This window comes from Mesorhizobium sp. M0910 (assembly GCF_040319465.1).
Taxonomy (GTDB): domain Bacteria; phylum Pseudomonadota; class Alphaproteobacteria; order Rhizobiales; family Rhizobiaceae; genus Mesorhizobium.
In genome coordinates, this window is sequence record NZ_JAMYNZ010000001.1 from 166,089 (window position 1) to 185,907 (window position 19,819).

20 protein-coding genes are annotated in these 19,819 nt (G+C 62.4%); 8 read left to right on the top strand and 12 right to left on the bottom strand.

Translation table 11 applies throughout. The features are described 5' to 3' along the window. Positions 1 to 18: 18 nt before the first annotated feature. A complete protein-coding gene (locus tag NKH78_RS00830; protein ID WP_352738979.1) occupies positions 19 to 354 on the top strand; it encodes a hypothetical protein in 336 nt (111 codons plus the stop codon). A gap of 8 nt (positions 355 to 362) precedes the next feature. Here the strand turns inward: NKH78_RS00830 and NKH78_RS00835 are convergent, their stop codons facing one another. Both NKH78_RS00835 and NKH78_RS00840 read right to left on the bottom strand, forming a co-directional pair. Further along, positions 363 to 653: an HlyU family transcriptional regulator gene (locus NKH78_RS00835; RefSeq protein WP_023678291.1), complete on the bottom strand. Its 291-nt coding sequence runs from the start codon at positions 651 to 653 to the stop codon at positions 363 to 365. Between the two features lie 113 nt (positions 654 to 766). Further along, positions 767 to 1,447: a PadR family transcriptional regulator gene (locus tag NKH78_RS00840; protein ID WP_352881584.1), complete on the bottom strand. Its 681-nt coding sequence runs from the start codon at positions 1,445 to 1,447 to the stop codon at positions 767 to 769. 270 nt (positions 1,448 to 1,717) lie between these two features. On the opposite strand from NKH78_RS00840, the gene NKH78_RS00845 reads away from it, so the two are divergent. Next, a complete protein-coding gene (locus tag NKH78_RS00845) occupies positions 1,718 to 1,975 on the top strand; it encodes a DUF2798 domain-containing protein (protein WP_352738977.1) in 258 nt (85 codons plus the stop codon). 62 nt (positions 1,976 to 2,037) lie between these two features. Here NKH78_RS00845 and NKH78_RS00850 read toward each other — a convergent pair whose 3' ends face one another. The 5 genes from NKH78_RS00850 to NKH78_RS00870 all read right to left on the bottom strand — a co-directional run bounded on the left by NKH78_RS00850 (position 2,038) and on the right by NKH78_RS00870 (position 8,060). Then, a complete protein-coding gene (locus NKH78_RS00850) occupies positions 2,038 to 2,418 on the bottom strand; it encodes a thiol-disulfide oxidoreductase DCC family protein (protein WP_352738975.1) in 381 nt (126 codons plus the stop codon). 210 nt (positions 2,419 to 2,628) lie between these two features. Next, positions 2,629 to 2,922, bottom strand: a complete 294-nt coding sequence (locus NKH78_RS00855) for a GYD domain-containing protein (protein ID WP_352450720.1) — start codon at positions 2,920 to 2,922, stop codon at positions 2,629 to 2,631. A gap of 206 nt (positions 2,923 to 3,128) precedes the next feature. Further along, positions 3,129 to 5,150, bottom strand: a complete 2,022-nt coding sequence (rpoD, locus tag NKH78_RS00860) for an RNA polymerase sigma factor RpoD (protein WP_023678297.1) — start codon at positions 5,148 to 5,150, stop codon at positions 3,129 to 3,131. Positions 5,151 to 5,552: 402 nt separating this feature from the next. Further along, positions 5,553 to 7,514 carry a DNA primase gene (dnaG, locus tag NKH78_RS00865; RefSeq protein ID WP_352738973.1) on the bottom strand — a complete coding sequence of 654 codons (1,962 nt, stop codon included), beginning with the start codon at positions 7,512 to 7,514 and terminating at the stop codon, positions 5,553 to 5,555. A 156-nt stretch (positions 7,515 to 7,670) separates the two neighbouring features. Beyond that, on the bottom strand, positions 7,671 to 8,060 hold the full coding sequence (locus tag NKH78_RS00870; protein ID WP_352738972.1) for an RcnB family protein: 390 nt from the start codon (positions 8,058 to 8,060) through the stop codon (positions 7,671 to 7,673). Between the two features lie 378 nt (positions 8,061 to 8,438). Between NKH78_RS00870 and NKH78_RS00875 the strand changes: the two genes are divergently transcribed. From NKH78_RS00875 to NKH78_RS00885, 3 genes are all read left to right on the top strand, one after another. After that, on the top strand, positions 8,439 to 10,103 hold the full coding sequence (locus NKH78_RS00875; RefSeq protein ID WP_352506762.1) for a Na/Pi cotransporter family protein: 1,665 nt from the start codon (positions 8,439 to 8,441) through the stop codon (positions 10,101 to 10,103). Between the two features lie 135 nt (positions 10,104 to 10,238). Further along, positions 10,239 to 10,448, top strand: a complete 210-nt coding sequence (locus NKH78_RS00880; RefSeq protein WP_023678301.1) for a DUF2061 domain-containing protein — start codon at positions 10,239 to 10,241, stop codon at positions 10,446 to 10,448. A gap of 128 nt (positions 10,449 to 10,576) precedes the next feature. Continuing rightward, complete coding sequence (locus NKH78_RS00885; protein ID WP_352739034.1) at positions 10,577 to 11,758, top strand: MFS transporter; 1,182 nt, start codon at positions 10,577 to 10,579, stop codon at positions 11,756 to 11,758. A 2-nt stretch (positions 11,759 to 11,760) separates the two neighbouring features. On the opposite strand, the gene NKH78_RS00890 is transcribed toward NKH78_RS00885, so the two are convergent. Together NKH78_RS00890 and NKH78_RS00895 are read right to left on the bottom strand one after the other, a co-directional pair. Continuing rightward, entirely contained in the window at positions 11,761 to 12,318 is a 558-nt protein-coding gene (locus NKH78_RS00890; RefSeq protein ID WP_352738971.1) for a GNAT family N-acetyltransferase, read from the bottom strand. A 28-nt stretch (positions 12,319 to 12,346) separates the two neighbouring features. Next, positions 12,347 to 12,796 (bottom strand): GatB/YqeY domain-containing protein, encoded by a 450-nt coding sequence (locus NKH78_RS00895; RefSeq protein ID WP_254820347.1) that lies wholly within the window; start codon positions 12,794 to 12,796, stop codon positions 12,347 to 12,349. Between the two features lie 326 nt (positions 12,797 to 13,122). Between NKH78_RS00895 and carA the strand changes: the two genes are divergently transcribed. After that, positions 13,123 to 14,331 carry a glutamine-hydrolyzing carbamoyl-phosphate synthase small subunit gene (gene carA, locus NKH78_RS00900; protein WP_352777116.1) on the top strand — a complete coding sequence of 403 codons (1,209 nt, stop codon included), beginning with the start codon at positions 13,123 to 13,125 and terminating at the stop codon, positions 14,329 to 14,331. 56 nt (positions 14,332 to 14,387) lie between these two features. Here the strand turns inward: carA and NKH78_RS00905 are convergent, their stop codons facing one another. The 3 genes from NKH78_RS00905 to mntR all read right to left on the bottom strand — a co-directional run bounded on the left by NKH78_RS00905 (position 14,388) and on the right by mntR (position 17,397). Continuing rightward, positions 14,388 to 15,656 (bottom strand): TCR/Tet family MFS transporter, encoded by a 1,269-nt coding sequence (locus tag NKH78_RS00905; protein ID WP_352740207.1) that lies wholly within the window; start codon positions 15,654 to 15,656, stop codon positions 14,388 to 14,390. Between the two features lie 153 nt (positions 15,657 to 15,809). Then, entirely contained in the window at positions 15,810 to 16,730 is a 921-nt protein-coding gene (ypfJ, locus tag NKH78_RS00910; protein ID WP_352478094.1) for a KPN_02809 family neutral zinc metallopeptidase, read from the bottom strand. A gap of 211 nt (positions 16,731 to 16,941) precedes the next feature. Next, positions 16,942 to 17,397, bottom strand: a complete 456-nt coding sequence (gene mntR, locus NKH78_RS00915) for a manganese-binding transcriptional regulator MntR (protein WP_254820344.1) — start codon at positions 17,395 to 17,397, stop codon at positions 16,942 to 16,944. Between the two features lie 235 nt (positions 17,398 to 17,632). Here mntR and NKH78_RS00920 point away from each other — a divergent pair, with 235 nt between their 5' ends. Together NKH78_RS00920 and NKH78_RS00925 are read left to right on the top strand one after the other, a co-directional pair. Continuing rightward, a complete protein-coding gene (locus NKH78_RS00920) occupies positions 17,633 to 19,000 on the top strand; it encodes an Nramp family divalent metal transporter (protein ID WP_352881593.1) in 1,368 nt (455 codons plus the stop codon). A 150-nt stretch (positions 19,001 to 19,150) separates the two neighbouring features. Next, a complete protein-coding gene (locus NKH78_RS00925; protein WP_352740205.1) occupies positions 19,151 to 19,804 on the top strand; it encodes a dihydrofolate reductase family protein in 654 nt (217 codons plus the stop codon). Positions 19,805 to 19,819: the final 15 nt, after the last annotated feature.

Sequence of the window (19,819 nt, forward strand, 5' to 3'; positions counted from 1 at the left end):
GGCGCCCGGCGCCTGCCCTTGTTTTCGTTGGCGACAACCTATTGTGGTGGGCCACACAACTGCCATTGGTTATTCGTCAGCCGTGGCAAGAAGGGGCTCATCCAGCCGGCGCTGAAGGTCCGCGGCCCGGAATATTTGCGCATCATCTATGGTCCCGAATATGACGCGCCCGACAATCTCGTCCGCCTCCGAGAACGCGGCCTGGCCGGCAAGCGCAGCCTGGCGCTCAGAGAGTTCGCGCTTGGCCACGAAGCGCTAACGCGATTTGTCGCCAAGCAGCCGCTACGCCGGGTTCACGAGTGTGTCTTCGCCGTGCTGGCGTTGGAAAGCGAGCCAATCGACCCAAGGCTGTAGTAGCCGATCTATCCGAAGATCTTCTCGCCTTGCTCGTCGACCAGCTGGATGCCCTTTTTGATCGAGATGTCGACAGCGTCATCAAGCCCGGCAAAGCGGTCGGCGCGGATGAATTTGTGCTCCTTCATCACGCCGTCGATCTCCTTCGAAACCACACCGCAGGTCTGGTACTGGCCCTCCGCCTTGTAGGGCGTGGCGCTGATCAAAAATCCCTTGTGCTCGATCTGCTTTGCCGGCGCCGCTGTCTTTGGCTCGGCGGCTTCGTTGCCTCCGCCGAAAAGACGCTTCAGAAAAGACATGGGGTATCCTCCAACGGCAATCATCCTGCACCACATAGCGCGGTGCAGGATGATTTTCAGTACCGGTCCTTGGCCGAGCGGGCAAGGGCCGCAGCTGGCTTGGCAGCCAGAGATCAGTCGCGCGACAACGCTTCCAAGGCCTCTGCGGCAGCTTCCAATATGCTGATTGCCTCGGCCTGCTTTGCTTCAGGCGCATCGACGATTTCGCCGAGCGCGGCGCGCAGCCGGTGGCGCACGGCGCGAAACTCGTCGCGCTTTTCCGAGCGGCCGCGGCCGCGCCGGCCACCGTCGCCGTCATCGTTCCAGCCGAACCAGTCGCGCGCCTTCGCCATCTTGCGGCCGAAGCGCTCGAGGTGGTCGAGCACGTGGTCGATCATCTCGCGATTTTCGTTGAGATGCGCCTGCCCCGCCTCGGTGATTGAAAACACCTTCTTGTTGCCTTCCGGCGCAGAAACGGCGTAGCCGGCCTCCTCCAGGAAGGTCAGCGTCGGGTAGACCACGCCGGGGCTCGGGCTGTAGAAGCCGCTGGTGCGCTCCTCCAGCGCCTTGATGATGTCGTAGCCGTGCCGCGGCGCCTCGGCCAGCAGCGACAGCGTGATCAGCTTGAGGTCGCCGTCGGCCAGCATGCGCCCGGCGCGGAACATGTCGCCCGGCCCGCCGCGTCCGCCGCCCCTCATGCCATGCCCAAACGGACCGAAGCCGCCGCGCCCACCGAACTTGCCGGCCATATGCATGAAAACGCGCTCGGCGTGTTCGCCAAAACGATGATGCCCGAAATGATTGCCTTTGTGCATTGTCTGCTCCTTGAGTTATGTCTTACGATATATCTCAACTAAGTGCCCGCCATGGTCGAGTCAAGATATATCTTACGATGTATCTGAAAATGGCACCAGCAGGATTGATTTCGCCAGCGAGGGCAGCTAGAGGTTGCATGAGGGCCGAAGGCCGCTCCGTAAGCGTCTGACGTGAAGCAACGCATCCACCCCGGTCGTTCCGGGCAGTTACGCCGACAATACCGGCGAATGGATGCAAGGCGACGAACCGGATGCTTCAGGGAAATCCAAATGACCATGAAAACCCCGCGCAGCAAGCTGCCTGCGCGCTATGCCGCCGTGCTCGGCCCGCTGGTGCTGTCGTTGCTGATGACGTTCATCGTGTCGTTCATCTCGACACTGAAAAGCCTTGGCTTCCAGCCCGACATGCCGGCCACCTGGCTGACGGCTTGGGGCCTGTCCTGGCTGGTGGCCTTTCCGACGCTGCTGCCGGTACTGCCGGCGGTGCGCTGCATCATTGGCTGGCTTTGCGAGCCCGTGGCTCGATAGCAGGGCACGCGAAAGGCCTGGAAACAATCTCCGGACCTTTCGGTGCGGAGCGAATAATACCGTTACCAGCGGCCTTTGCGCCGGTTCCATGCATAGAGCAGATCGGCGAAGCGATCATAGCCATAGCGCGTCAACGGCAGTGCGCCGGGATTGCCGAACAGCGTTGCGAGCCAGCCTTCGCCGGGCGTCGTCCGCCATACAGCAATGGCAACATCGGCGCCGGCCAGCAATTTGCCGTCGGCGTCGATCGCATACAGCCGGCGCCGGATGTCCTCCAGCCCGATGCCGTATCCGGCCAGCGCCGCCGGTTCGGCATTGATGTCGCGAAATTCGATCCGCCCGGCCTTGACCGCCTCGATCAGTCGCCGCTTCTGCCGGCTGATACCGGCATCGCAGACCGGACAGCGCGTATTGTACCAGACGGTCAGCAGAGGCTTGCTCATGTTTCGAAACGGCACCAGAGGACACGCACGGATTATCCGAGAAATGCCGTTGCGCCGCAACGTGACACGATACCGGCGGAATGGCCGGTTTCGCTGATCCAGGTCGCCCAAAGGGTACGCAGCGGTTTTACGATAACGACATGCATAAAAAGAAGAGCTTAAAGCGCGTCGCAAAGGCCGTTCAGCGCGACGCGCTTCAGGCGCCGCGGCTTAGCCGAGCGAGGTGATGATCTCGCGATAGGCATCCTCCGGGAAAGCCTTGAGCGTCCGAGTCCTGACGTTGCCAGCCGTCGCCAGCATTAACGAGAAACGAGCCAGGACGGCATCGTCGGGCGCTTCGAGCACGGCCACCATGTCGCAATCCCCCATGGTGAGATAAAATGCCTTGAAGGACCCGCCCATGTCTCCCAGCAGCTTCTTGGCGGCATCGAGCCGCTTCGGCGATTCGCGCACGTTTTTGGCGCCTTGCTCCGTCCAGTTGATCAGCACGATGTAAGTTGTCATGGCACACCTCCCTCCGGTGCCACGGAGCACGGCGTCCAACTGCCGGGGCGGGCATCCGGGTTTGTCGCCCAGAGAATGCGTCCGTCGCGGAATTATCCTCTCGTAGGGCACGACACGCAAGAGCGGCGCCTTCAATCGTGATCGCCTGTGCCCAAACGGAAAGGGCGCCACCGGCGCCCTTGAAACTGCTTATCCGTCACCCGGCCTCAGCTGTCGAGGAAGCTTCTGAGCTTGCGCGACCGGCTCGGGTGCTTGAGCTTGCGCAGCGCCTTGGCTTCGATCTGGCGGATGCGCTCGCGGGTGACCGAGAATTGCTGGCCGACCTCTTCAAGCGTGTGGTCGGTGTTCATGCCGATGCCGAAGCGCATTCTGAGCACGCGCTCTTCGCGCGGCGTCAGCGAGGCCAATACGCGCGTCGTCGTCTCGCGCAAATTGGCCTGGATCGCTGCGTCGATCGGCAGGATCGCCATCTTGTCCTCGATGAAGTCGCCAAGATGCGAATCCTCCTCGTCGCCGACCGGCGTTTCGAGCGAGATCGGCTCCTTGGCGATCTTCAGCACCTTGCGCACTTTTTCCAGCGGCATGGCGAGCTTTTCCGCCAGTTCTTCCGGCGTTGGCTCACGGCCGATCTCATGCAGCATCTGGCGCGAGGTGCGCACGATCTTGTTGATCGTTTCGATCATGTGCACCGGAATGCGGATGGTGCGCGCCTGGTCGGCGATCGAACGGGTGATCGCCTGCCGGATCCACCACGTCGCGTAGGTCGAGAACTTGTAGCCGCGGCGGTATTCGAATTTGTCGACCGCCTTCATCAGGCCGATATTGCCTTCCTGGATCAGGTCGAGGAACTGCAGGCCGCGATTGGTGTATTTCTTGGCGATGGAGATGACGAGGCGCAGATTGGCCTCGACCATTTCCTTCTTGGCGATCGCGGCTTCGCGCTCGCCCTTCTGCACCTGGTTGACGATCTTGCGGAATTCCTGGATCGAAATCGCCGTCTCGGTGGCGAGGTTCTGGATCTCGGCGCGCAGGTCGCGGATGGCGTCCTTCTCGTTCTTGGTGAATTCCTTCCAGCCGCGCGAAGTCAAATTGCCGATCGAGCGGGTCCAGTTCGGATCGAGCTCCGAGCCCTGATATTCCTTGAGGAATTCCTCGCGGCGCACGCCATAGCTTTCGGCCAGCCTGAGCAGCTTGCCTTCGTTCTGCACCAGTCGCTTGTTGATGTCGTAGAGCTGCTCGACCAGCGCCTCGATGCGCGCCGTGTTCAAGGACAGCGACTTCACCGCCTTGATCAGCTGGTCCTTCAATTCCTTCAGCCGGCGGTCCTGGCTGGGCGACAGCGTGCCCGCGGCAGCCAGCCGGTTCTCGACCTGCTGGTCCTGCAGCTTGCGCAGTTTCTTGTAGGTGTCGGCAATGACGTCGAGCGTCTCCATCACCTGCGGGCGCAGTTCCGCTTCCATGGCCGCCAGCGACAGGCTCGCCTCGTCATCGTCTTCCTCGTCATCGTCCACCAGGCCACGCGTGTCGCCGCCGACATTGGTGATGTCGTCCTCGTCCTCGCGCGAACGGCGCGACTTTTCCTCGGTCTTGGCTTCCTCGATACGCTCGACAACCGGCGCCTGCTTGGCCTCCGGCCCGGCATAGGTCGCCTCGAGGTCGATGATCTCGCGCAGCAGGATCTTCGATTCGTTGAGCTCGTCACGCCAGATGATGATGGCCTGGAAAGTCAGCGGGCTTTCGCACAGGCCCGCGATCATCGTCTCGCGGCCGGCCTCGATGCGCTTGGCGATCGCGATTTCGCCCTCGCGCGACAGAAGCTCGACTGAGCCCATCTCGCGCAGATACATGCGGACCGGATCGTCGGTTCGGTCGGTCGGCTCTTTCTTGGTCGTGGTGGCGGCGACGGCAGTGCCGGTCTGCTCGGCCAGCTCGTTGGCGTCTTCCTCGGCGTCAGCGGCGGTATCGGCGGCTTCGGGCTCCTCGCCCTGCTCGTCGTCCTCGACCACGTTGATGCCCATGTCGGAAAGCATGGCCATCGTGTCCTCGATCTGCTCGGAGGTCACTTCCTCCGAGGGCAGCACCGAATTCAGCTCGTCCATGGTGACATAACCGCGCTTCTTGGCGGCCTTGATCATCTTCTTGACAGCATCGTCGGAAAGGTCGAGCAGAGGGCCATCGGTCGCGGCCTCGCGTTCGGTCTCGACTTCTTCCTTTTCTTTTGTCGCCATAGTCTTTATTTTCTCCAAGCGGCTGAGTATCAAAGCCGCGTAAGCTGCCGGTCCGGTCAAATTGGATGCGCTCCTTCCAGAACGCGCTTTACCGGGCCAGTAACTGCATCTCTCGTTAAGTCCAGATTAACCCTGATATCTGTGGCAAGCTGACTGCCTGTCCAGTGATCAGTACCTTACATCGCTGCATTCCCGTCGATGCCGGGACGGGTTAACGTTTCGAATCGACCTGATTCCGCCATTCTGGCGGAAGGTCAAGCGCCTCTCGCATGATTCGCATGAAAAAAGCGAATCAATTACCCGACTTAGAGCACCGCACGCTTGATTCAACGCGCAAGCACGTCCTTACATTATTCAACGCGCAAGCACGTCCTTACATTTCAGTCTTCTGGAGGCTTCGATCTAAACGCGCCCAGCTCTGCCCGACGATACGCCAAACCCTTCGATCAGCGCTTCCGTTGCCTGCACATCACGAAATTGCGCCTGGATTTCGACCAGGTGCCGGTAATTTTCGTCCGTGGGATCGCTGGCGAGCGCTGCTTCCGCCTGCTTCAGCTCCTTATGTAAGGTGCGCGCGCTGCGCTGCAAGTGGAGAGCTTGGCTGAACGCATCGCGAGCATCGTCGAGTGCTGCCGTTTCCAGCGCCGGCCATTGCCGCGCACGTTTGATCAGCGCCACCGCGCGCTGCCAGATCTCACCGCAGCCGGCCCGCTCGATCGTCGCGATTACAGCCTCGCGGTTGTTGGCCATATCGTGCGCCATGGCGTCGAGGATGGCCGCATGCAGCCGCTTCAGATCGGAATTGGCGAGATCGAGGAACTCGACATGGGCGAAATTCTCGTCGATCAGCACGGGATGGTTGACGAGGGCCGCAATGATCGTCGCCTCGCGCACCGACATGCCCTCGCCGCCGCGTTTGACCAGCGCCGAGCGGCCGAGGCTTTCGGTGATCGCGGTGCGCCCACCGGCATTGCCGCCACGTGCAAACTGTCCGCCGGGTGCTGAGACCCTGCCCGGGAAGCGCTCACCGGGCCGTCCGTCCTGACGTCCCTGGCGTCCGCGCTGGGCACCGAAGAAGCTCTGCACGCGCTCGCGCATTTCCTGTTGGTAGTGATAGCGAAGGCTCTCGTCGCGGATGCGGCTGGTCAGTTCGCGTAGCGTCTTTTCGAGCTCCGCCCGCCGTTCCGGCGTGTCGAAGATGCCGCCGGCGGTCTCGCGCATCCACAAGAGGTCGGCCAGCGGCCGTGCCTCGGAAAGCACGGCGCGGAACGCATCCGGCCCGTCACCCTTGACCAGATCGTCGGGATCCTTGCCCTCCGGCAGCAGGGCGAAGCGCACGGAGCGGCCTGCCTGGACCGCCGGCAGCGCCATGTCGGCGGCGCGCCACGCTGCCTTCAACCCGGCCTGGTCGCCGTCGAAGCACAGCACCGGCTCGCCAGCCATGCGCCATAGAAGTTCGAGCTGGTTTTCAGTCAACGCGGTGCCGAGCGGCGCCACCACGTTTTCGAAGCCGGCCTGCGCCAGCGCGATCACATCCATGTAGCCTTCGACGGCAATGACGGTGCCGCCCTTGGCCAGCGCCCCCTTTCCCAGTGCTTGCCGCGCACGGGCGAAATTGTAGAGCACGTTGCCCTTGTGGAAGAGCTCCGTATCGGGCGAGTTCATATATTTGGCCAGCGCATCCGGCGCCAGTGCCCGCCCTCCGAAGGCGATGATCTTGCCCCTGGAATCCGGGATCGGGAACATGATGCGGTCGCGGAACCAATCGTAGGAAACCGGGACGTCGTCGCCATGGCGCACCAGCCCGCACGCCTCGATGTCGGCCTTGGGGACACCCCTGGCGGCAAGATGCTCCTTCAGCGCATTGCGGCTGTCGGGGGCATAGCCGAGGCGGAAAGACTGCTGCGTCGCCGGTGTCAGCCCTCGGTCGCGCAGATAGGCGCGGGCCTTTGCCCCTTCCGGTCCCTGCAGCCGTTCCTGGAAGAACGCCGTCGCCATCTCCATGACGTCAGTCAGGCTGGCGCGTTCCTTTTCGCGCCGCTCCTCCTGGGCATCGCGAACCGGCATCGGCACGCCGGCCATGTCGGCGATCTTCCCGACCGCTTCAGGAAAGCTCATCCCGTCAAGTTCGGTCAGGAACTTGAAATGGTCGCCCGAAACCGAGCAGCCGAAGCAATGGTAGCGGCCCTTCTTGTCCTCGCAGTGGAAGGACGGGCTCTTCTCGCCATGGAAGGGACAGCACGCCCAATAGTCGCCGCGCGGGGCGTTAGTCTTCTTCCTGTCCCACGCGACGCGCTGGCCGATCACCGAAGAAATCGGCACGCGGTCGCGGATCTCGTCGAGGAAAGCAGGCGGAAAGCGCATGGGGGACAGCTCGTTTGGCCTCCATATAATCACACGGTCGAAGCCCGACGACTCCTAATGGCGATCATACCCGGTTTTCACAGGCCAAAAAGAGAAGGCGGCCCGCGGGCCGCCTTCTCGATCTAAACCGACGCAGCGCGGTCAGCCGTTCCGGGCTCACTGCGCGGCGATGGCGCCGAAGATCAGGCCGGAGAGAACGCTGACCAGCAGATAGTCGTTGCCGACCCGGATCCATTCCTGCCCGGGACCCGGACGGCGCAGGCCATAGTGCCGATAGTCGCGGATCGGCTGGTGACGCTTCCAGCTGGAATATCTCTGGCCGTTGCGCCAATGGCTGCGCTTCACGACGATCTTCTTCTTCACTACGACGCGCTTGTTTACGTCGATATGCTTGTTCACGTCGACATGCCTGCCGGGCCTTTGCCAGTCGACCTGGCTGTAGTTCGACTGCGGCGCGTTTGGTGTGGTCAGTGGTGCAGCCTGGCCCTGCAAGGCGGTTGCAGCCAGCATCGAGAAGGCAATCGCGGAAAGAACGATGCGTTTCATAGCGGGTACTCCTTGGTTGTCGATGCCTACGGATTAGAGCCGGAAGGATGAACCGACACTGAACACAGATATTACGTTTTCGTAATGATTTCCTACAGTTAGAACGCCTAATTCAGCGCTACCTTTAAAGCGGCCGTCCGAGCATGGACGCGTGACCCTCCGCAACTCCGCGGGCAATGCAACCATTTTGTCAGCCATCCATTTCCGACACGCCCCGTCGCGTGCCAACATGCGTCCGAACCGGGCAAAATTTATTATTCGGCTAAAATAAATCGGAGTAATATCAACCTCTGCAATGTCCACGATTCGCGCCCACTTTTGCACCCTTGACGTCACGGCGCCCGCGTCGCTGATACCGGTCGGGTTGCGGAGTCGGGCATGAGTGGCTCCGTCGTTTTGCTGCACCTTGCCGGTGCGGTGGCACTGATGCTGTTTGCCACCCGTCTGGTGAAGACCGGCGTCGAGCGCGCCTACGGCGATGTGCTGCGCCACAAACTGCGCGCCACCATGCGCAATCCCTTCATGGCGGTTCTGGCCGGCTGCGGCCTGGCTGTCGCACTGCAAAGCTCGACCGCCGTCACCTTGCTGGTCGGCTCATTCGCCGGCTCCGGTATTGTCAGCGGCATGTCGGGCCAGCTTGCGGTGCGCGGTGCCGAGATCGGCTCGGCGCTGGTGGTCAAGCTGCTTACCTTCGATCTGTCGCTGCTGGTGCCGGTCTGCCTGGTCGCCGGCACGGTCATGTTCATGGCCACAGAGCGGCGCGACTGGCGCCAGTTCGGCCGCATCCTGGTCGGCATCGGCCTGCTGCTTCTGTCGCTGGAGATGATCGGCCAGGCGTCGGAGCCGCTGCGCCAGAGCACGCTGATGCCGCTCATCGTCGATTACTTCTCCGGCGATCCGGTCACCGCCTATCTTCTGGCGGCGTTGGTCACCTGGCTGTTCCATTCCTCGATCGCCGCGGTGCTGCTGATGGTGACGCTCGCCGGTCGCGGTTTCATCCCGCCCGAACTCGGCATCGTGCTGGTGCTCGGCGTCAATCTCGGCTCTTCGATCATCGCGCCGCTTCTAACCCGCAACGCAGAGCCCGGCGTTCGCATCGTGCCGATCGGGAATCTCCTGATGCGCGGTATGGGTTCGCTGATCATGCTGATCCTGTTCCTGACGTTCAAGCCGCGGGTCGCCTTCTTGGGCAGCACCGTGCCCGAGCAGATCGTCAATGCCCACATCGCCTTCAACATCTTGATCCTGATCGCCGGCGTGCCGCTGGCGCGCCTGGTCTATCGCGCCTCGGAAAAGATCGTGGCGCTGGGCACCAAGCCGCAGCCCGCCGACGCGCTCGACGTCGTTGAGCTTTCCGCGCTCAACGAAAGTGCGCTCGACGTGCCGAGCCAGGCATTAGCCAACGCCACCCGCGAGGTGGTGCGGGTCTGCGAAACGGTCGAGATCATGCTGAAACGGATCATCGAGCTCTATGAGAGCGCCGATGCCGACAAGATTGGCGCGCTGGCCGCACTCGACGACCGTGTCGACAGAAAGCACGCGGCGATCAAGCTCTATCTGGCCAGGGTCACCAAGAACCCGCTGAGCGAGGACGAGGCCCTGCGTTGCCAGGAGCTGATCGGCGCCTGCGTCAAGCTGGAGCAGGTCGGCGACATCATCGTGCGCAACATGCTGGTCCACGTGAAGAAGAAATTCGAGCGCGGGCTGGAGTTCACGCCGGAAGGATGGCGTGAGCTTTGCGCCTTCCATGCCTTGGTGCTTGCCAATGCCAGGCTTGCCTTCAACGTGCTGGTGTCTCGCGATCCGGAGACCGCTCGCCAGTTGGTGCTGGAAAAGGACCGGCTGCGCGACCGCGAGAAGGAAACCAGCCAGAGCCATTTCGTGCGGCTGCGCGACGGCACCGCCAAGAGTGTCGAGACCAGTTCCATCCATCTCGACACCATTCGGGACCTCAAGCAGATCAACTCGCTGCTCGCCTCGATGGCCTATCCCGTGCTTGAGGAGCGCGGTCTGCTCACCGGTTCACGGCTGAAGGCTGGATAGATTGCGTCCACAGGCCAGGTAGCTTCAGAACATCGCCTATGAAAATTGCTGTGGGCCAATGCGCAAAAATTATCTTTGCGCGTTTTCCCGTCTGTCGGCTAAAGGATCGTCCCATATCTACCGGGAGGAAAGTCGATGGACACCCATTCTCGCAGTTTCGCCAAGGCGCTTTCCTGGCGCGTCACCGGCACCATCGACACAATGATCATCTCGCTCGTCGTGACCGGAAGCATCAAGCTCGCCGCGGCCATCGGCCTGACCGAGGTCGTCACCAAGTCGCTGCTCTATTATCTTCACGAACGGGCGTGGCTGAAAATTCCTTACGGGAGGAAGGCAGCCGCCTAGCTCTTGCCTCCGCGGCGGGCGCCAGACCGGCGATCAAGAAAAGCTAAAGCGGCGTCGCCAATTTCTGGATTGCCCGCCGCCCTCATCCGTGGTTTGAGGCCAGCTTGTCCGAGGATCTCCTTCGCGCCATGCTGCCCCTCATTGCCCTGTTCATAGCTGCCTTCGCCTTCGGCACCACCGAATTCGTCATCGCCGGCGTGCTGCCGCAGGTGGCGGATGGCCTTGGCGTCGCGATTCCGACCGCCGGCTATCTCGTTTCCGGCTATGCCGGCGGCATTGCAGTCGGCGGCCCGCTGCTGGCGCTCGCCACCAAAAGGTTCTCCCGCAAGGCCCTGCTGCTTGGACTGACTGCAGCCTTCACCATCGGCCAGGCCGCCTGCGCGCTGGCGCCCGACTTCGCCTCGATGCTGCTGTTGCGGATAGCGGTGGCCGTGGCGCATGGCGCCTATTTCGGCGTTGCCATGGTGGTGGCCGTCGGCCTCGTGCGCGAAGACCAGCGCGGCATGGCGGTGGCGCTGATCCTGTCCGGCCTCACCGTATCGAACGTCATCGGCGTTCCGGCCGGCACGGCAATCGGCAACGTCTGGGGATGGCGTGCAACATTCTGGGTGATGTGCGCGCTCGGTGTGGTGGCCTTCGCGGCAATCGGCGCTCTGCTGCCGCGCAAGACGGGATCGTCGAGCCCGTCAGTGAGCCTTGGAAGCGAGGTCCGCGTGCTCGCACGTCAGCAGGTCTGGACCTCGCTCATTATCATGCTGATGCTGATGATCGGCCAGTTCGGCCTGTTCACCTATATCACGCCGACGCTGCTTGAGGTCACAGGCCTCGACGAGAAATGGATACCTTGGGTGCTCTTGCTCAACGGGGTCGGCGCAACGATCGGCGTCTTCGTCGGCGGGCGGCTCGCCGACTGGAAGCTAATGTCGTCGCTCATCGCCATGCTTTTCCTGCAGGCGGTGATGCTCGCCTTGATCTATGCCGTCAGTTCTTACCCACTGCCGATGGTGATAGCGATCTTCGTCTGGGGCGGCCTCAACTTCGCCATCGGCACGCCGATCCAGACCCGCATACTGACCTGGACCGCGGACGCCTCCAATCTTGCCTCGTCGCTCATTCCGTCGGGCTTCAATGTCGGCATCGCGCTCGCCGCATCGCTCGGCGCGGCCATGCTCAATGCCGGCTATGGCTATCGCAGCCTGCCGGTGGTTGGCGCGGTCGCCATGCTGGTCGCGGTCGCGGTTGCGCTTGCCTCGCATGTCTGGGAATGGCGAAGCCGGGCTGCGCCGCCGCTGCCGGCTGCCGCCGAATAGGGCTACAGATCGATCCGGTAGCGCAGGCTTTCCGCGCCGCCATAGGCGGCGTCCTCGAAGAAACGCCCGACGAGCCGGCCGCCATTGGCCAGAGCGACCTTCTGCGAGGGCACATTGTGAGGCTTGCAGGTGATTTCGACGAAGGGCAGGCCAACAGCCCTCGCCTCCACCAGCATCAGCCGCAGCGCCTCGGTCGCATAGCCGCGTCCCCGTTTCCACGGCACCACCGCATAGCCGATGTGGCCGAGCACATGCGACGGCAGCGCCGCGGTGCCGTGCTGCCAGCGCAAGCCGATTGAGCCTGCGACTTCCCCGTCCCAGATCCAGCGCCGGAATCCGGGCAGCCGCGGCACCGTCGAACCGTCGGGCAAGGTGATCGGCGGTCCCTTGCCATCGGAATCGTCGAGATCGCCAAGGAAAGTCGCTGGATCCTTTTCGATTGCCGCAAGCTGCTCGCGCGTCGCGTCGAGTAGCCGCACATTGTCCGGCGACCAGCCACGCTCGAGGGCCGCCTTGTAGGACGGCAGGTGTTCAAGCGCCGGTTTGACGAGTTCGATCACGGGCGCGACGGCAAGGGCCTTCGGCAGCTTACTGAAGCAGGCTCTTGACGATGCCGCTCGCCTTGGAGAAATCCATCTGACCGGCGTATTTCTCCTTGAGCGCCGCCATCACCTTGCCCATGTCCTTGACGCCGCTGGCGCCGGTCTCGGCAATCGCGGAACGGACGGCGCTTTCCGTCTCAACCTGGCCCAGTTGCGTCGGCAGGAAGTCGCGGATGATGGCCATCTCGTCGCGCTCCTGCGCCGCAAGCTCCGGCCGCTTGCCGTCATCGAACGCCTTGGCCGATTCCTCGCGCTGCTTCACCATCTTGGCCAGTATCTGCAGGATTTCGTCGTCGCTCGCCGGCTCCTTGCCGGCGCCGCGATTGGCGATGTCGCGGTCGTGAATGGCCGCCTGGATCAGCCGCAATGTCGGCAGCCGGCGCTTGTCCTGCGCCTTCATCGCGCTCTTCAGGGATTCGGCGATTTTGCCTCGCATAGTGCTTTCTCCTTCGAATGCGGCGGACAATAGCCGTGCCGACAGCCCAACGCAAATGCGACACTACGGGCAAATCCCTGATATTGTTCGACGAAATAAATCCGGGCTCGCACTTCCTGGCATCATTGACCGCCTTGGCGCCTTCCCCTATGTACTGGGCCTTGCATGAACTGAATTCTAGTGCACGTCGCCCAAAAGTGCGTAGCTGTTTTGGGCAACGACATGCACACGTGAAAACTTAGCGCGCCGAGGCTGTGAGATCGCCGCTTCGCGCTTTTTGTTGCGCCGACTGAGGGCGCACCTTTAGGAGTGCCGCCGTGGCAACGATGACCGCCGCATCGCCCCCCCCTTGGGCCACCGACAAGCCGACTGCTCTGCTGGTGCTGGCCGACGGCACCGTCATCGAGGGTCGCGGTCTGGGCGCCGCCGGCTCCGCCGTCGCCGAGGTCTGCTTCAACACTGCGCTGACCGGCTATCAGGAGATCCTCACCGACCCATCCTATGCCGGCCAGATCGTCACTTTCACCTTTCCGCATATCGGCAATATCGGCACAAACGACGAAGATATCGAGGACCTCAACCCGCTGGCCCGCGCCGGTGCCGTCGGCGCCGTGTTCAAGGCCGACGTCACCAACCCGTCGAATTATCGCGCCGGAACCGGTCTCGACCAGTGGCTGAAGAAGCGCGGCATCGTCGCACTTTCAGGCATCGACACGCGGGCGCTGACCGCGCTGATCCGCGAAAAGGGCATGCCAAACGCCGTCATCGCGCACGCGCCCGACGGTATCTTCGACGTCGATGATCTCAAGCGCCGCGCCGCCGCATGGTCGGGGCTTATCGGGCTTGATCTGGCCAAGGAGGTCACCTCCGGTCAATCCTCGGTCTGGCGCGAGACGCCCTGGGTCTGGAACGAGGGCTTTGGCGAACAGGCTGATCCGTCGATGCACGTCGTTGCCGTCGACTACGGGGTCAAGCGCAACATATTGCGCCTGCTGGCCGGCCTCGGCGCCAAGGTCACCGTGGTGCCGGCAAAAACCGGCGCCGAGGAGATCCTGGCGATGCGGCCCGACGGCATTTTTCTATCCAACGGCCCTGGCGATCCGGAAGCAACCGGCGACTACGCCGTGCCGGTCATTCAGGATCTTTTGAAGTCCGATATCCCACTGTTCGGCATCTGCCTCGGCCACCAGATGCTGGCGCTGGCGCTGGGCGGCAAGACTGCGAAAATGCATCAGGGCCACCACGGCGCAAATCATCCGGTCAAGGACCACACCACCGGCAAGGTCGAGATCGTCTCGATGAACCATGGCTTTGCCGTCGACGCCGACTCGTTGCCGAGCGGCGTCGAGGAAACCCATGTCTCGCTGTTCGACGGTTCGAATTGCGGCATTGCGCTCACCGGCAGACCGGTCTTCTCGGTCCAGCATCATCCCGAAGCCTCGCCCGGGCCGCAGGATTCGCACTATCTGTTTCGCCGCTTCGTCAACCTGATCCGCGAAAAGCGCGGCGAGCCGGCACTGGCCGAGCGTGTTTAGCGCATTGCGTAAAAACGGATTCGACTGACGGGCGCCGGCCGGGTTCCCGGCGCCAATCAAGCCCCGTCCGTCACCGCTTCCTGCGCGTGCATGCGTCTGACTTCCTTCGGCGTCGGCTTGGCCACCCTGGTGACGAAGACGACGAGCGCCAGCGTGAGGAAAATCGCGCCGAGCAGATACGGGGCACCGCCGAAAACCACGGGCGCGTTCGGCCCCGTGAACCAGGAAAAGATCGCCGTATAAAGCAGCGGTGTGATGATCGAGGTGATCGAGAAGATCGAGGTCATTGCGCCCTGGAGTTCGCCCTGGGCGGAAGGTGGCACCTTGGCGGCCGCAAGGCTTCTGAGCGGCGGGTCGGCCAACGCCTCGAGACATCCGACGACGATCACTGCATAGATCATCCAGCCTTGTGACGCGAAGGCGTAGCCGAAGGCGCTGAGTGCGGTAAATGCCAGACCGATTACCGCCGTCTTCCACTCGCCAAGTTTAGGGATCACGCGCGGCAGGACAGTCGCCATGACGATCGCCCCGCACAGGCCGAAAGCGCCGAGCGAGAAGCCGATCTGTTGTTCGCTCCAGCCATAGCGATAACTGGAGACGAACGACCAGACCGCAGGATACATCATGTGCCCCAGCGTCATCAGAAAGAAGACAAGTCCGATCCAGCCGATACCTTCGTAGTTGCGCATCTGGACGAGCGTGCCGACCGGGTTGGCGCGTTTCCACTCGAAGCGGCGACGGTGCTTGTTATCAAGTGTTTCCGGCAACAGAAACAGCGCGATCAGAAAGTTTGCGAACGCAAGCCCTGCAGCGAAATAGAACGGCACACGCGGCCCGAACGTGCCGAGCAACCCGCCCAGAACCGGCCCGATGACGAAGCCGACGCCGAAAGCAATGCCGAGCAGCCCAAAATTCTTCGCACGATTTTCGTCGGTCGAGATATCGGCGATGAATGCCGATGTCGTGGAATAACTGGCGCCGGAAATGCCGGCCAGCACGCGGCCGATGAACAGCATCGGATAGGACCAGGCGATAGCGCAGATCAGATTGTCGATAGCGAACGTCAGCACCGAGGCGAGCAGGATAGGCCGCCGCCCGAACCGGTCGCTCAACCCGCCCATCACTGGTGCGAAAACGAACTGCATCGCCGCATAGACGAAGAACAGCCAGCCGCCCTCGATAGCCGCCTCGCTGATGCCGACGCCGGTCAATTCCCTGAGATAGGCCGGCAGCACCGGCATAATAATGCCGAAGCCGATGACGTCGAGCAGCAGGGTGGTGAAAACAAGCGCAAGGCCCCGCCTGGCGGTTTTTGGGTCTATCATGATGGTATCTCCTCGGGCCGCCCGAGCGAACGGGGACACACCTTATAGGCGAGCACATCGCCGGGAACAATGAGGGAACGGGCAGAGTGTTTTCATCCTGACATCCCCTGACTGCGATGCAGTCTCTCAGATAACTACGAGAAAACTGTCGGCTCAGATCGGGTTGTTGAACGTGTCGCAGTCCGAAAGCTTGCCGTTCTGGAAACCTCGCGCCAGCCAGGTCTGCCGCTGCTGCGACGTGCCGTGGTTGAAGCTTTCCGGCACGACGTAGCCCTGCATCTTCTTCTGCAGCGTGTCGTCGCCGATCTGTTTGGCGGCGTTCAGTGCCTCCGCCATGTCGCCCTGTTCCAAGATGCCCTTCTGACCGGTGAAATGTGCCCAGATGCCGGCAAAGCAGTCGGCCTGCAACTCGACCTGCACCGACATGTGGTTGGCGTCGGCTTCGCTCATATTCTGCCGCATCTGGTTGAATTTGGGCAGGATGCCGACGAGGTTCTGCACGTGGTGGCCGACCTCATGCGCGATCACATAGGCCTGTGCGAAATCGCCGGAGGCACCGAACTGCTGATCGAGCTGCTGGAAGAAGGTGGTGTCGAGATAGACCTTGCGATCATTGGGACAGTAGAATGGTCCGGCCGCCGATGAGGCAGAACCGCAAGCAGAGCCGATCCGGCCGCTGAACAGGACCAGCTTTGGATCCTGATAGGTCAGGCCCTCGGACTGGAAAATACCGGTCCAGGTATCCTCGGTCTCGGCCAGCACGGTCGACACGAACTGCTTCATTTCGTCGGACGCGGGCGCACCGGTGCCGCCGCCCTGGCCGCCGCTATTGTCGGTGATCTGGCCGCCGCCACCGGGCTGCAAGCCGCTGTCATCGAGGATCTGGCTCGGGTCGAAGCCGAAATACCACCCTGCCAGGAAAATCAACCCTACGATAATGATGCCCGACATGCCGCCGCCGCCGGCGCGACCGCCGATCGGGATGCGAAACTGCCCCGGCCCACCGCCAAACCCGCCGCTCTGGCCGCGCTCGTCCTCGACATTGTCACTCTGACGACGGCCCTTCCAGAGCATGGCAACCCCCATGACGCAATTTCTTCCGGCCGATCGGGCCGCGTCCCGGTTCGATGGGACACGACCACAATTATCTCAACGGTTACGCCAAGTCACAGTATTTTTCGTGCGAACAAGCAATGCTTGCTGACGCTTGTTTGCTCTGGCCGAAACATCGCAAGGTCTGTGGCGTTCGCCCTGCTCGTGGGAAGCGAGTCGCGCCACGTGCTTTTCAGCGGGCGGCGATTATTGCCTTGCGAAAGGCTTCGAGCGTCTCGGCGCTGACATGATGCTCGATGCCTTCGGCGTCGATGCGCGCCGTCTCGGCACTGACGCCGAGCGAGCGCAGGAAGGCCTCGACCGTCTGGTGGCGAATGCGGCTCTCTTCCGCAACCTTGCGGCCGGCCTCGGTCAGGAACACGCCGCGATAAGGCTTCCGGGAGACCAGCCCGTCGGCGCACAGCCGCGTCAGCATTTTCGCCACCGTCGGCTGAGCGACGCCGAGCCGTGCCGCGATATCGACCTGGCGCGCCTCGTTGCCATCCTCGATCAGGTCGGCGATGAGCTCGACATAATCCTCGACCAGCGCGCTGCGGCGCGCTTCACGCGTCTGCCTGAAGCCTTCCGAGTGGATTTCTGCATCAGGCAGCGGCTTTTCGCGAGGAACCGGTCTTTTCTTCAGCGCCAATACGCGCTCCTCCCGGCAGTTTGAATCGACATTGCAGTCATAACACGGAACCCTATTTGTTCTGGCCGTTTATTTCCATTCGGTGGCCGGCGCAACCGGCGGTCACTGCGGTCCGGCCGCACGGCCAAGCGGCTACACGAAAAAGCTCCGACAATGAAATATAGCATATTGCATAATGTTCAGCCGTGGCATAGATAAGGAGAGAACATCGATCGTTCCAGTGGAAAGCCATTTCATGTCGGAAGCCGAAGCCACCTCAGCCCCCCGGTCCATGTGGCGATTTGCCCGCCCGGAGGACGACGAGCAGCTCAGCCTGCGCGAAGTCAACGCAACGATCGCGGTGCCGCACTCGGGGATCTGGCTTCGCCGGCTGTTCGCCTTCATGGGGCCGGGCTACATGGTTTCGGTCGGCTATATGGATCCGGGCAATTGGGCGACCGACCTCGCCGGCGGAGCCCAGTTCGGCTACACGCTGCTTTTCATCATCATGTTGTCGAACCTGATGGCGATCCTGCTGCAGGCGCTCGCCGCCCGGCTCGGCATCGCCACCGGCCGCGACCTTGCGCAGGCGTGCCGCGCCTATTATCCGCGACCGGTCAATTTCATGCTCTGGGTCGCTTGCGAATTGGCCATCATCGCCTGCGACCTGGCCGAGGTCATTGGCACGGCAATCGCCTTGCAACTGCTGTTCGGCATTCCGCTGATCGGCGGCGCCATTATCACCGCGCTCGATGCCTTCCTGCTGCTGCTGCTGATGAACAAGGGCTTCCGTTTCCTCGAGGCCTTCATCATAGCACTTTTGATTGTCATCTTCGGCTGCTTCGCCATTCAGATCTTTGCCGCCGCGCCGCCGGTCGGCTCCATCCTGCACGCCATGTTCGTGCCGTCGTCCGAGATCGTCACCAATCCAGCGATGCTTTACATCGCCATCGGCATCATCGGCGCCACGGTGATGCCGCACAATCTCTATCTGCACTCCTCGATCGTGCAGACCCGCGCCTACGAGCGCACCGATCGCGGCAAGCGCGACGCCATCAAATGGGCGACGACCGACTCGACCATCGCGCTGATACTTGCGTTGTTCGTCAATGCTTCCATCCTGATCGTGTCGGCGGTGGCGTTCCACGGCACCGGTCATCATGACGTTGCCGAGATCGGCCAGGCCTTCGAGCTTCTGTCGCCGCTCCTCGGCCTCGGCATCGCTTCGATCCTGTTTGCCGTGGCCCTGCTTGCCTCCGGCCTGAACTCGACGGTCACCGCGACACTGGCCGGCCAGATCGTGATGGAAGGCTTCTTGCGGCTGCACATCCCGCAATGGGCGCGCCGCCTGCTGACGCGCGGCATCGCCATCATCCCGGTGGTGGTCGTCACCGCCCTCTATGGCGAGAAGGGCACCGGCCAGTTGCTGGTCTTCAGCCAGGTGATCCTGTCGATGCAGCTTCCCTTCGCGGTCGTCCCGCTGGTGCAGTTCGTCTCGGACAAGCGCAAAATGGGCAACTTCGCCATTTCCCGCGCCGTCGCCGTGCTGGCCTGGGTGGTTGCCGCCCTCATCCTGGTGCTCAACTTCAAGCTGCTCTACGATACGGTCGTTGGTTTAGGCTGAGCGTCTGCTCCAAACCGACGCAACAAGGCCGGCAGTCATCCGCCCTTCCAGCCCTGGAATTTTGCCGGCCGCTGTCGGACAAATGTCCGTTCGCCCGTCCTTGGCTCGAAGTCCGGCCATCACGGCACGGATCAGGGAAAGGGAGCTCCAATGAGGAAGATCATCGCCGCAACATTCGTCAGCCTCGACGGCGTCATGCAAGCGCCCGGCGGTCCGCAAGAGGACCCGGTCGGCGGCTTCAAATTCGGCGGCTGGACGTTCCACTACTGGGACGATGTGATGGGCGCCGCCATGGGCGAGACGTTTTCAAAACCGTTCGCGCTGCTTCTCGGCCGCAAGACTTACGACATCTTCGCCGCCCACTGGCCTTACCAGAAGAATGACCCGATCGCCGACAGCTTCAACGCCGTCACCAAATATGTGGCGACGCACAGGCCAGATACGCTGTCCTGGCAAAACAGCCAGCCGCTCGGCAGCGACGTCGTGGCGAGATTGCGCCGGATGAAGCAGGAGGACGGCCCGGATCTGCTCATCCAGGGGTCGAGCGAGCTGATCCAGACCTTGCTCGCCAATGACCTGATCGACGAGATCAGCCTGCAGATTTTCCCGCTGGTGCTGGGCAAGGGCAAAAAACTGTTCGGCAGCGGCACAATACCTGCCGCCTTCAAGCTGACCCGTTCGCAGGCATCGACCACCGGCGTCCTCATGGCGAGCTATGAGCGCTCCGGCGAGATCAAGACCGGGTCCTTTGTTCCGGAACAGCCTTCCGAAGCCGAGATCGAGCGGCGCAAAAACTGGAAGTAGATGCCGTAGGGCGAT

Excerpts from the sequence above, each read along its gene's own strand:
- NKH78_RS00835 (WP_023678291.1), bottom strand. The coding sequence starts at position 653 with ATGTCTTTTCTGAAGCGTCTTTTCGGCGGAGGCAACGAAGCCGCCGAG.
- NKH78_RS00840 (WP_352881584.1), bottom strand. The coding sequence starts at position 1,447 with ATGCACAAAGGCAATCATTTCGGGCATCATCGTTTTGGCGAACACGCC.
- NKH78_RS00855 (WP_352450720.1), bottom strand. The coding sequence starts at position 2,922 with ATGACAACTTACATCGTGCTGATCAACTGGACGGAGCAAGGCGCCAAA.
- NKH78_RS00850 (WP_352738975.1), bottom strand. The coding sequence starts at position 2,418 with ATGAGCAAGCCTCTGCTGACCGTCTGGTACAATACGCGCTGTCCGGTC.
- NKH78_RS00875 (WP_352506762.1), top strand. The coding sequence starts at position 8,439 with ATGAGTGGCTCCGTCGTTTTGCTGCACCTTGCCGGTGCGGTGGCACTG.
- carA (WP_352777116.1), top strand. The coding sequence starts at position 13,123 with ATGACCGCCGCATCGCCCCCCCCTTGGGCCACCGACAAGCCGACTGCT.
- NKH78_RS00880 (WP_023678301.1), top strand. The coding sequence starts at position 10,239 with ATGGACACCCATTCTCGCAGTTTCGCCAAGGCGCTTTCCTGGCGCGTC.
- ypfJ (WP_352478094.1), bottom strand. The coding sequence starts at position 16,730 with ATGCTCTGGAAGGGCCGTCGTCAGAGTGACAATGTCGAGGACGAGCGC.
- NKH78_RS00905 (WP_352740207.1), bottom strand. The coding sequence starts at position 15,656 with ATGATAGACCCAAAAACCGCCAGGCGGGGCCTTGCGCTTGTTTTCACC.
- NKH78_RS00885 (WP_352739034.1), top strand. The coding sequence starts at position 10,577 with ATGCTGCCCCTCATTGCCCTGTTCATAGCTGCCTTCGCCTTCGGCACC.
- dnaG (WP_352738973.1), bottom strand. The coding sequence starts at position 7,514 with ATGCGCTTTCCGCCTGCTTTCCTCGACGAGATCCGCGACCGCGTGCCG.
- NKH78_RS00870 (WP_352738972.1), bottom strand. The coding sequence starts at position 8,060 with ATGAAACGCATCGTTCTTTCCGCGATTGCCTTCTCGATGCTGGCTGCA.
- NKH78_RS00925 (WP_352740205.1), top strand. The coding sequence starts at position 19,151 with ATGAGGAAGATCATCGCCGCAACATTCGTCAGCCTCGACGGCGTCATG.
- NKH78_RS00895 (WP_254820347.1), bottom strand. The coding sequence starts at position 12,796 with ATGCGAGGCAAAATCGCCGAATCCCTGAAGAGCGCGATGAAGGCGCAG.
- rpoD (WP_023678297.1), bottom strand. The coding sequence starts at position 5,150 with ATGGCGACAAAAGAAAAGGAAGAAGTCGAGACCGAACGCGAGGCCGCG.
- NKH78_RS00845 (WP_352738977.1), top strand. The coding sequence starts at position 1,718 with ATGACCATGAAAACCCCGCGCAGCAAGCTGCCTGCGCGCTATGCCGCC.
- NKH78_RS00920 (WP_352881593.1), top strand. The coding sequence starts at position 17,633 with ATGTCGGAAGCCGAAGCCACCTCAGCCCCCCGGTCCATGTGGCGATTT.